This window comes from Streptomyces mangrovisoli (assembly GCF_000974985.2).
GTDB classification, from domain to species: domain Bacteria; phylum Actinomycetota; class Actinomycetes; order Streptomycetales; family Streptomycetaceae; genus Streptomyces; species Streptomyces mangrovisoli.
The window spans coordinates 102,225-113,179 of sequence record NZ_LAVA02000012.1; the positions used below are offsets into that span (position 1 = coordinate 102,225).

At 68.1% G+C, this 10,955-nt stretch carries 10 protein-coding genes; 2 read left to right on the forward strand and 8 right to left on the reverse strand.

Annotated features, from left to right (window positions below):
- Positions 1–14 precede the first annotated feature (14 nt).
- From qcrB to ctaE, 4 genes are all read right to left on the reverse strand, one after another.
- Positions 15–1,652 (reverse strand): cytochrome bc1 complex cytochrome b subunit, encoded by a 1,638-nt coding sequence (qcrB, locus tag WN71_RS06330; RefSeq protein ID WP_046590958.1) that lies wholly within the window; start codon positions 1,650–1,652, stop codon positions 15–17.
- A complete protein-coding gene (qcrA, locus tag WN71_RS06335; protein WP_046590960.1) occupies positions 1,649–2,707 on the reverse strand; it encodes a cytochrome bc1 complex Rieske iron-sulfur subunit in 1,059 nt (352 codons plus the stop codon). Before qcrA ends, qcrB begins: the two co-directional genes overlap by 4 nt.
- Positions 2,704–3,516, reverse strand: coding sequence for a cytochrome bc1 complex diheme cytochrome c subunit (gene qcrC / locus WN71_RS06340; RefSeq protein ID WP_046590962.1), 813 nt, complete (start codon positions 3,514–3,516; stop codon positions 2,704–2,706). The genes qcrA and qcrC overlap by 4 nt, the downstream gene beginning before the upstream one ends.
- Before the next feature lie 74 nt (positions 3,517–3,590).
- Positions 3,591–4,211 carry an aa3-type cytochrome oxidase subunit III gene (gene ctaE, locus WN71_RS06345; RefSeq protein WP_046590964.1) on the reverse strand — a complete coding sequence of 207 codons (621 nt, stop codon included), beginning with the start codon at positions 4,209–4,211 and terminating at the stop codon, positions 3,591–3,593.
- A gap of 146 nt (positions 4,212–4,357) precedes the next feature.
- Here ctaE and WN71_RS06350 point away from each other — a divergent pair, with 146 nt between their 5' ends.
- Complete coding sequence (locus WN71_RS06350) at positions 4,358–4,759, forward strand: response regulator (protein ID WP_046590966.1); 402 nt, start codon at positions 4,358–4,360, stop codon at positions 4,757–4,759.
- 216 nt (positions 4,760–4,975) lie between these two features.
- On the opposite strand, the gene WN71_RS06355 is transcribed toward WN71_RS06350, so the two are convergent.
- From WN71_RS06355 to ctaC, 4 genes are all read right to left on the reverse strand, one after another.
- Complete coding sequence (locus WN71_RS06355) at positions 4,976–6,238, reverse strand: L,D-transpeptidase (protein WP_046590968.1); 1,263 nt, start codon at positions 6,236–6,238, stop codon at positions 4,976–4,978.
- Positions 6,239–6,369: 131 nt separating this feature from the next.
- A complete protein-coding gene (locus WN71_RS06360; protein WP_046590974.1) occupies positions 6,370–6,768 on the reverse strand; it encodes a cytochrome c oxidase subunit 4 in 399 nt (132 codons plus the stop codon).
- Entirely contained in the window at positions 6,765–8,501 is a 1,737-nt protein-coding gene (gene ctaD, locus WN71_RS06365; RefSeq protein ID WP_046590975.1) for an aa3-type cytochrome oxidase subunit I, read from the reverse strand. Before ctaD ends, WN71_RS06360 begins: the two co-directional genes overlap by 4 nt.
- Entirely contained in the window at positions 8,498–9,490 is a 993-nt protein-coding gene (gene ctaC / locus WN71_RS06370; RefSeq protein ID WP_420856465.1) for an aa3-type cytochrome oxidase subunit II, read from the reverse strand. The genes ctaD and ctaC overlap by 4 nt, the downstream gene beginning before the upstream one ends.
- Positions 9,491–9,790: 300 nt before the next feature.
- Here ctaC and WN71_RS06375 point away from each other — a divergent pair.
- A partial coding sequence (locus WN71_RS06375; protein ID WP_071369805.1) for a cysteine desulfurase family protein occupies positions 9,791–10,955 on the forward strand: 1,165 nt, incomplete at its 3' end.

The window sequence follows — 10,955 nt, forward strand, 5'->3', positions numbered from 1 at the left end:
GCGAAACGCAGCGATCAGTGGTGGCCGTGGCCGCTCGTGATCTCCTTGTACTCCTCGACAGTGGGCTTCGGGATCTGGGAGTCCTCGTCGAAGTACGCGCGGCTGAGCTTGGCGCGCAGCTTCTCCGCGCCCTTCACCTTGCGCTCGACACCGTTCTCGTCGACCGCCGGGCCGATCTCCGCCGGCGTGTACTGCTCGTGCGCCGTGAGCGTGTGCAGCTGCTCCTGGCTGAGCGGCTCGTGCACCTCGATGAACTCACCGTGCGGCAGGCGCTTGATGATGCCGGTCTCGCGACCGTGCAGCACCTTGTCCTTGTCGCGGCGCTGGAGGCCGAGGCAGATCCGCTTGGTCGCGAGGAAGGTCAGGACCGGTCCGACGAAGACGAAGATCCGGACGAACCAGGTGACCGCGTTGATCGACAGGTTGAAGTGCGTGGCCCAGAGGTCGTTGCCACCGCCGATCAGCAGGGTGAAGTACACCGTCATCCACGCGACACCGAAGGCGGTGCGCGTCGGCGCGTTGCGCGGGCGGTCCAGGATGTGGTGCTCGCGCGTGTCGCCGGTGACCCAGGACTCGATGAACGGGTAGACCGCGATCGCGACCAGGACCAGCGGGAAGATCACCAGCGGGATGAACACGCCCAGGACGAGCGTGTGGCCCCAGAGGTTGATCTCCCAGCCCGGCATGAAGCGGATCAGGCCCTCGGAGAAGCCCATGTACCAGTCGGGCTGGGCGCCGGTGGACACCTGGTCCGGACGGTAGGGGCCCATCGCCCAGATCGGGTTGATCTGCGCGATCGCCGCGATCACCGCGATCACACCGAAGACCAGGAAGAAGAAGCCTCCGGCCTTCGCCATGTAGACCGGCAGCAGCGGCATGCCGACGACGTTGTTGTTGGTCTTTCCGGGACCCGCGAACTGCGTGTGCTTGTGGTAGAAGACCAGGATCAGGTGCGCCACCATCAGGCCGAGCATGATGCCCGGCAGCAGCAGGATGTGGATCGAGTAGAAGCGGGCCACGAAGTCGCCGCCCGGGAACTCGCCGCCGAAGAGGAAGAACGACAGGTACGTGCCGACGATCGGCACGGACAGGACCGCGCCCTCCATGAAGCGGACACCGGTGCCGGAGAGCAGGTCGTCCGGGAGCGAGTAACCGGTGAAACCGGTGAACATGCCGAGGACGAGCAGCAGGAAGCCGAACAGCCAGTTGACCTCACGCGGCTTGCGGAACGCGCCCGTGAAGAACACGCGCATCATGTGCACGAACATGCCGGCGATGAAGATCAGCGCGGCCCAGTGGTGGATCTGCCGGATGAGCAGACCACCGCGCACGTCGAAGGAGATGTGCAGGGTCGAGCTGAAGGCCTCCGACATCATCTGCCCCTGGAGCGGGACATAGCTGCCGTGGTACTGCACCTCGTTCATCGACGGGTGGAAGAACAGCGTCAGATAGACACCCGTCAGGATGATGATGATGAAGCTGTACATGCACACTTCGCCCAACATGAACGACCAGTGGTCGGGGAAGATCTTGCGCATGTTGGCCTTGGCCAGGGAGTAGATCCCCAGCCGGCCGTCGGCCCAGTCGGCGACGCGCTCGCCGGCCGGTGCCTTCCCGCGAGAGCGGGACTCGTTGGTCGCTGAAGTGCTCATCCGCGCTCCCAGAATGCAGGACCGACGGGCTCCTCGAAGTCGCCGAGCGCCTGGAGGTAACCCTCGTCGTCCACGCCGATGTGCAGCTGCGGCAGGGCGTGGCCGGCCGGGCCGAAGATCACTCGGGCACCGTCGGAGAGGTCGAAGGTGGACTGGTGGCACGGGCAGAGCACGTGGTGCGTCTGCTGCTCGTACAGCGAGATCGGGCAGCCCACGTGGGTGCAGATCTTCGAGAAGGCGACGATGCCCTCGTGCGACCAGTCGAGCTCACGCTTGTCCTTGATGTTGTCCGGCTGGAGCCGGACGATCATCAGGGCCGCCTTGGCGATCTGGGTCTGGAAGTCCTCGTCGGTCTCCTCCAGGCCGTCGGGCTTGGCGAAGGTGAGCGAGCCCACGGCGACGTCGGAAGGACGCAGCGGCAGGTTCGTGTTCATGTTGACGAGGCGCTTGCCCTTGGCCCACATCGTGTGGCGGAGCTTGTCGCCCGGCAGCGGACCGAGGTCGCGCAGCAGCATCACGCCGGAGAGCGGCACCAGGGCCAGCGCACCGAACATCGTGTTGCGGATGAGCTTGCGGCGGCCGAGCGCCGACTCCTTGGCGCCCTGCTTGAAGTCCGCGTGGACCTTGGCCCGCACGTCCTCGGGCGCCGCGATCGCGTGACGGTCGTCGGCGACCTCGACATCGGACATCAGGGTGCGGGCCCAGTGGACCGCGCCCGCGCCGATGCAGAACAGCGCGACACCGAGGGTCAGGCCCAGCGCGAAGTTCAGCGCGCTGAGGTGACCGATCGGGAAGACGAAGATGTCCTTGTCGTGCGGGATCGCCACGTAGGAGACGATGAAGCCGACCGTGGCCAGCATCGACAGCGTGAACAGCAGGGCGACCGCACGCTCGGACCGCCTGGCGGCCCGCTCGTCGATGTCCTGGATCCGGTGCTCGTGGGGCGGCAGCCCCGGGTCGGCGAACGGGTGCTTCTCGTCCGCGACGCTCACCGCGCCGTGCGCGGTGCCCTGCTCGGAGGGCAGGTTCTCTTCTGGAATGTCTTGGCTACTCATGACTTCTTGGCCTTTGCGGTCCGAGCGGCGACCCAGACGGCGACCGCGATCAGCGCGCCGAGTCCGAAGATCCAGGCGAACAGACCCTCGGTGACCGGGCCGAGACCGCCGAGTTCGAGGCCGCCCGGGTTGGTCGACTCGCCGCTGTCGATCGCGTGCAGGTACGCGATGATGTCCTTCTTGTTCTGCTCCGACAGCGTGGTGTCGGGGAAGGACGGCATGTTCTGGGGGCCGGTGAGCATCGCCTCGTAGATGTGCTTCGGAGCGACACCCTCGAGGGTCGGGGCGTACTTGCCCTTCGTCAGCGCGCCACCCTTGCCGGTGAAGTTGTGGCACTGCGCGCAGTTGGTACGGAACAGCTCACCGCCCTTGGCGATGTCCGCGCCGTCCTTGCTGTACTGCTCCGAGGTCGGCTTCGCCGGGCCGGCGCCCAGCGACGCGATGTACGCGGCGAGCTGGTCGATCTCGGCCTGCGAGTAGATCGCCTTCTTGCGCGGGACCTGCGCACCCTGCGAGGTGGCGGCGGGCATACGGCCGGTGCCGACCTGGAAGTCGACCGCGGCGCTGCCCACGCCGACCAGGCTGGGCCCGTCGGAGGAGCCCTGGCCACCGGAGCCGTGGCAGCTGGCGCAGCCCACCTCGTAGAGCTTCTTGCCCTCTTCGATGCTCAGGGACTGGGAGGTTTCATCGGCCTGTGCCTTGCTCGCGGGCGCGAACGCGGCGTACAGCCCCCCAGTGGCCGCCAGCGCGAGGAGTAGGACGACGACCGCCGCCAGCGGATGGCGTCGTCGTGCGGAGAGCTTTTTCACGGATTACCCCGGTGTCAGGATCTTCTGCGTCGATGCGGGAAATGGATCGGTCTCGCCCTGGGGGCGACGCCGGGCTACTTGATCAGGTAGATCGTGGCGAAGAGGCCGATCCAGACGACATCGACGAAGTGCCAGTAGTAGGACACGACGATGGCCGCGGTCGCCTGCTCGTGGGTGAACCTCTTGGCCGCGTACGTCCTGCCGAGGACGAACAGGAAGGCGATGAGGCCGCCCGTCACGTGCATGCCGTGGAAGCCGGTGGTCAGGTAGAACACCGAGCCGTAGGGGTCGGAGGAGAGCGAGAGCCCGTCCTCCTTCACCAGGTTCGTGTACTCGTAGATCTGACCGCCGATGAAGATCGCACCCATGATGAAGGTGACGATGAACCAGCCCCGGAGCTTCTTGACGTCACCGCGCTCGGCGGCGAACACGCCGAGCTGACAGGTGAGGGAGGAGAGCACCAGGATCGTGGTGTTGGTCGCGGAGAACGGAAGGTTGAGATGGTCTGCCATCTCCTTCCAGTGATCCGGACCGGTCACCGACCGGAGGGTGAAGTACATCGCGAAGAGGGCCGCGAAGAACATCAGCTCGGAACTCAGCCAGATGATGGTTCCGACGCTGGTGAGGTTCGGCCGGTTGACCGACGGGTGCGCGTGCCCGGTTTCTACTGTCGTTGCTGTCGCCACGACCGACATTATGTCGGTCGCTTATCCCGCCCTCACTCCGGGGGGTGCCAATCGGAGTGTCTTGCTCGTCCGGACCGGTGTTGACGTGGTGTTCGGGGGAGTAACATCCCGCCCGAACGGCCCCGTCCGTACGACGCCGACGTCTCGGAGGAACAATGCAGCCGACCGCCACGGTGCTGGTCTACAGCGACGACTCCAACACCCGCGAACAGGTCCGGTTGGCGACCGGGCGCAGGCCGGCTCCGGACGTGCCCACCGTGGAGTTCGTCGAATGCGCGACGCCCGCCGCGGTGCTGAGCGAGCTCGACAAGGGCGGCATCGACATCTGTGTCCTCGACGGCGAGGCCGTGCCGATGGGCGGCATGGGACTGTGCCGCCAGATCAAGGACGAGGTGTTCAACTGCCCGCCGGTGCTGCTGCTCATCGGGCGGCCGCAGGACGCGTGGCTGGCCACCTGGAGCCGCGCGGACGCCGCCGTGACGCTGCCGGCGGACCCGGTGGAGTTCGCCGCCGCACTGGCGGGGCTGCTGCGTCAGAAGCGGCTCCAGAGCGCCTGACGGGGGCCGTACGGCCGTGCCGGGCCGCACCTGGGCCCACGGGACCCCGTGGGGCTCGCGGGAGCGCACGCGCATGAACGAGGGGCGGTACGGCCGTTTTCGGGCCGTACCGCCCCTGAGACCGCTTCCGATGTCCGCGTCGGCGCACATCCGATGTCCGCCTCGGCGTGTCCACTCACCCGAACGGGTGGTGTGACGCCCCTGCCGGACGGTGGGTCAGACGCTCTCCGGCCGTAGCCTCGCCATGTCCTGGGCGTTCGGGGTGGCCTGGCCGGAGCCGGTCAGCGCGCTGCCCTTGCGCCAGTCCTTCCAGGTGACGTTCCAGTCGCCGAAGCCGTTGCCGAACGGCTCCATCTCGTGGCCCTCGGAGTTGACCACCTTGACCACGTCGCCCTCGTGGATGTGGTCGAAGAACCACTCGGCGTTGCCGGTGCTCATGCCGGTGCAGCCGTGGCTGACGTTCTCGTAGCCCTGCGAGCCCACCGACCAGGGCGCGGCGTGCACGTACTCGCCGCTGAAGGTGAGCTGGGTGGCGTAGTAGACCGGGAGGTCGTACGAGTCCGCGCTGCCCTCGGCGATGCCGATGCTGGTGCCGCGCATGCGTACGAAGTACTGCTTGGCGAGGACCACCTTGACGCCGTTGCGCGTGTCGAAGCCGGGCTTGCCGGTGGTGACCGGGATCTCCTGGATTTCCTTGCCGTTCTCGTACACCGTCATCTGGTGCGTGGCGGCGTCCGTGAGGGCCAGGATGCTGTCCCCGGTGGTGATCTTCAGGGCCTTCGAGGCGCCGCCGACCAGGCGGTCGCTGACCTTCACGCCGTCCAGGTCGCTGCGCGCCTTGATGGTGGCGTGGGCGGGCCAGTAGTCCTTGGGCCGGTAGTGGAGTTCCTTGTCGTCCACCCAGTACCAGGAGCCCTGGACGGACGGGACGGAGTCGACGCGCAGGGCGCGCTCGACGACGGCCCGCTGGGTCCTGTCCTTGACGGGCTGGCTGAGTTCGGCGGTGAGGGGCTGCCCGACGCCGTACGCGCCGGCGTTCGGGCCGAACTTCACGGTGAGCCGCTTCTTGGCGGTGGGCTTGGCGGTGTCGAAGGTGAGGACCTTGCGGCCGGGGGCCCCGTCCTCGTCCTCGGTGCTGACCCGGACCGTGTAGCGGGCGTTCGCGGCCAGCGGGGACGTGCTGTGCCAGCGGCTGCCGTCGGCGGAGAGCTCGCCCGCCACCTGGCGGCCGGTCGCGTCCACGGCGGTGACGTCCGTGATGCGTCCGTCGTCGCTGTCGGCGGTGAGTTCCAGGGGCTTGTCCGGGTCGACCTTCTTGCCGTCGCCTGAGGGGCCGTTGAAGGAGATCTGGTCGGCCGCGTCGAACGGCTTGGCCGACAGGGGGTTGCCGTCGGAGCCGCAGGCGGTGACGCCCGCGCCGAGGGCGGTCACCAGCAGGGTGCAGCCGATGACTGTACGGGTGCGCGGAGAGGTGCTCATGAACTCAACGTAGGAAGCCGCGTCAACCATGGCGCGCCGGGTGACACGGACGAGGTAACGCGGTTGCGGCAAACGCAGGAACCCGGACGCTCCTGACGGAGTGTCCGGGCCCCTGGTGCGCTCGGCGCGTGCTACTGGGTGCGGTTCTCGCCGCGGTAGTACTCGAAGACCCAGCCCCACAGGCCGATCAGGATGAGCGGCGCCGCGAAGTACAGCAGCCACCAGCCGATCGCGACACCGAGGAAGGCGATCGCGCCGCCGATGCCGAGGGAGAGCGGCTGCCAGCTGTGCGGGCTGAAGAAGCCCAGCTCACCGGCGTCGTCCGCGACATCGGCGTCCTTGTGGTCCTGGGCACCCGCGTCGACCCGCCGGGCGGTGAAGCCCAGGTAGAAGCCGATCATGATGCACAGGCCGAAGGCCATGAAGAGCGCCGTGGTGCCGGCCGCCTCCTTCGACCACACGCCATAGACGATCGCCATGACGAGGACGAAGAAGCTCAGCCACATGAACATGCGGCCCTGGATCTTCACTTGCCGACCTCCTTGCTGCCCGCGGCGGCGCTGCTGCCGTGACCGGCGTGCTCCAGCTGCTCGAGCGCGGCGATCTCCGGGTGGTGCAGGTCGAACGCCGGGGACTCGCTGCGGATCCGCGGCAGGGTGATGAAGTTGTGCCGCGGCGGCGGGCAGGAGGTCGCCCACTCGAGCGAGCGGCCGTAGCCCCACGGGTCGTCGACCTCGACGGGCTTGCCGTACTTGGCGGTCTTCCACACGTTGTAGAGGAACGGCAGGATCGACAGGCCGAGGACGAACGAGCCGATCGTCGAGACCGTGTTCAGGGCGGTGAAGCCGTCGGCGGACAGGTAGTCGGCGTACCGGCGCGGCATGCCCTCGGCGCCCAGCCAGTGCTGGACGAGGAAGGTGGTGTGGAAGCCGATGAACAGCGTCCAGAAGGTGATCTTGCCGAGCCGCTCGTCGAGCATCTTGCCGGTGAACTTCGGCCACCAGAAGTGGAAGCCGGAGAACATCGCGAACACCACGGTGCCGAAGACGACGTAGTGGAAGTGGGCCACCACGAAGTACGAGTCGGAGACGTGGAAGTCCATCGGGGGCGAGGCCAGGATGACACCGGTCAGACCACCGAAGGTGAAGGTGATCAGGAAGCCGGTCGCCCAGAGCATCGGCGTCTCGAAGGACAGCGAGCCCTTCCACATGGTGCCGATCCAGTTGAAGAACTTCACACCGGTCGGGACCGCGATCAGGAAGGTCATGAAGGAGAAGAACGGCAGCAGCACACCGCCGGTGACGTACATGTGGTGCGCCCACACGGTCACGGACAGACCGGCGATCGAGATCGTGGCCGCGATCAGACCCATGTAGCCGAACATCGGCTTGCGGGAGAAGACCGGGATGACCTCACTGATGATGCCGAAGAACGGCAGCGCGATGATGTACACCTCTGGATGGCCGAAGAACCAGAAGAGGTGTTGCCATAGCAGGGCTCCGCCGTTGGCCGAGTCGAAGACATGTGCCCCGAACTTGCGGTCCGCCTCCAGGGCGAACAGCGCGGCCGCGAGGACCGGGAAGGCCAGCAGGACCAGCACACCGGTCAGCAGCACGTTCCAGGTGAAGATCGGCATCCGGAACATGGTCATGCCCGGCGCGCGCATGCAGATGATCGTGGTGATGAAGTTGACCGAGCCGAGGATCGTGCCGAAGCCGGAGAAGGCCAGACCCATGATCCACATGTCGGCGCCGATACCCGGCGAACGGACCACGTCCGACAGCGGGCTGTAGGCGAACCAGCCGAAGTCGGCCGCGCCGTCGGGGGTGAGGAAGCCGCCGACCGCGATCATCGAGCCGAACAGGTAGAGCCAGTAGGCGAACATGTTCAGCCGCGGGAAGGCGACGTCCGGGGCACCGATCTGGAGCGGCATGATCCAGTTGGTGAAGCCCGCGAACAGCGGCGTCGCGAACATCAGCAGCATGATCGTGCCGTGCATCGTGAACGCCTGGTTGAACTGCTCGTTCGACATGAACTGCAGTCCCGGACGGGCGAGCTCGGCGCGCATGAGGAGCGCCATCACGCCGCCGATCAGGAAGAACGCGAACGACGTGACCAGATAGAGCGTGCCGATCGTCTTGTGGTCGGTGGTCGTCAGCCACTTCACCACGACACTGCCGGGCTGCTTGCGCCTGACCGGGAGCTCGCTCTCGTAAGCGTCGTCAGCGGCCGCGGCACCCTGGGGTTCGTTGAGGATGCTCACAGGTTGTTCGTCTCCCGGTTCTTCTCGTGGCTCGTCTGCGCGATGCCGGCGGGAATGTAACCGGTCTGCCCCTTCTTGGCGAGGTCCTTGAGGTGCTGCTGGTAGCGCTCCGGCGAGACGACCTTCACGTTGAACAGCATCCGCGAGTGGTCGACGCCGCAGAGCTCGGCGCACTTGCCCCGGAAGGTGCCCTCCTTGTCGGGAGTCACCTGGAAGGCGTTGGTGTGGCCCGGGATGACGTCCTGCTTCATGAGGAACGGCAGCACCCAGAAGGAGTGGATGACGTCACGGGAGGTCAGGACGAAGCGGACCGTCTCCCCCTTCGGCAGCCACAGCGTCGGGCCCGGGTTGCCGGTCTGGGGGTTCTTCGTGGCGGGCGTGCCGACGTCGTAGACGCCGCCGGCGTCCGCCGGGAAGTCCTTCTTGAACCGGTCCGGGATGGAGGACAGGGCCGGGTCGGTCTTCGCGTTGCCCGACGAACCCTCGACCGGGGTGATGTAGTTGAAGCCCCAGCTCCACTGGAAGCCCACGACGTTGATGGTGACGTCGGGCTTCTTGTCGAGGCTCAGCAGCTTCGACTCGTCGCGGGCCGTGAAGTAGAACAGCACCGAGACGATGATGAGCGGGACGACCGTGTACAGCGCCTCGATGGGCATGTTGTACCGGGTCTGCGGAGGAACCTCGACCTTGGTGCGGCTGCGCCGGTGGAAGATGGCGCTCCACAGGATCAGGCCCCAGACCAGCAGGCCCACGGCGAGCGCGGCCGCCCAGGAGCCCTGCCACAGGGAGAGGATCCGCGGAGCCTCTTCCGTGGTCGGGGTGGGCATACCAAGGCGGGGGAAGTCCTTGTATGTGCAACCGGTAGCGGTCGCGAGGACCAGGCCCGCGGTCAGTGCCTGCCGCAGCTTCCGCCGCATCGGGCGCCGCGGCTTGGGGGTCCCGCCCACGCCCTTCGGGCTGTGGGGGAGGTCGGAGCCGTTGGGACTCACGTAGCGCCTTCCCGAGAGTCTCGCCCGCGCGGTATGGCTGCGGCCTGGCCTTCTCGGGGGTCGGTCGCCGTCCTGCGTCGGGCAGGGGTTTGGATGTTTATGCGGACCAAACCCTAGCCGACGCCCTCCAGGGGTTCGCGGGGAGGGGGGCATACGCGCCGCCTGTCACTCCTTAAGGGTGGGATTGGGCGCCCAATAGCTCGGGTTGTCAGGGTTTCGGGATCCGGCGCGGGTGAATGGAGGGCTGATCGCACGGCTCCTCGCGCCCCTGATGTGCGACCGGCGATCTACCGTTGCCGTGTGTCCTACTTCGACGCCGCATCGGCCGCCCCTCTTCATCCTGTCGCACGTCAGGCCCTGTTGGCCGCTCTCGACGAGGGGTGGGCCGATCCGGCGCGGCTGTACCGGGAGGGGCGCCGGGCCCGGCTGCTGCTCGACGCGGCGCGGGAGGCGGCCGCCGAGGCGGTGGGCTGCCGGGCCGACGAGCTGGTGTTCACGCCGTCGGGGACGGTCGCCGTACACAGCGGTGTCGCGGGGGCGTTGGCCGGACGGCGGCGGGTGGGAAGCCACCTGATCGTGTCAGCCGTCGAACATTCCTCGGTACTCCATTCGGCTGAGACGTTCGCGGCGAACGGAGGCACCGTCACCCGGGTGCCGGTGGACCGCGCGGGCGCCGTCGACGCCGCGGAGTACGCCGCCGCGCTGCGCCCGGACACCGCGCTGGCGTGCCTCCAGTCCGCCAACCACGAGGTGGGGACCGAGCAGCCGGTCGCCGAGGTGGCCGAGGCCGCCCGCACCGCCGGGGTGCCGCTGCTGGTCGACGCGGCCCAGTCGCTGGGCTGGGGGCCGGTGCGGGGGCCGTGGTCGCTGCTCACGGCGTCCGCGCACAAGTGGGGCGGGCCGCCCGGGGTCGGGCTGCTCGCGGTCCGCAAGGGGACCCGGTTCGCGCCCCAAGGACCCGCCGACGAGCGGGAGTCGGGGCGGGTGCCCGGGTTCGGGAACCTGCCGGCGGTGGTCGCGGCGGCGGCGTCGCTGCGCGCCGTCCGCGCGGAGGCGGCCGCCGAGGCGGTACGGCTGCGGGAGCTGACGGAGCGGATCCGGGCGCGGGTGCCCGCGCTGGTGCCGGATGTCGAGGTGGTGGGCGACCCGGAACGGCGGCTGCCGGGGATCGTCACCTTCTCCTGTCTCTATGTCGACGGAGAGACTCTGCTGCACGAGCTGGACCGGGCCGGGTTCTCGGTGTCGTCCGGATCGTCGTGCACCAGCAGCACGCTGACGCCCAGCCATGTGCTGAGGGCGATGGGGGTGCTGAGCGAGGGCAATGTGCGGGTGTCGCTGCCGCCGGGCGCGACGGCCGAGGACGTGGAGCGGTTCCTCGCCGTGCTGCCGGGGGCGGTGGCGGGGGTGCGGGAGAAGCTGGGGGTGCCGGAGGGCGGGGCCGTGCGGGCCACCGGGGGCGGGGAGG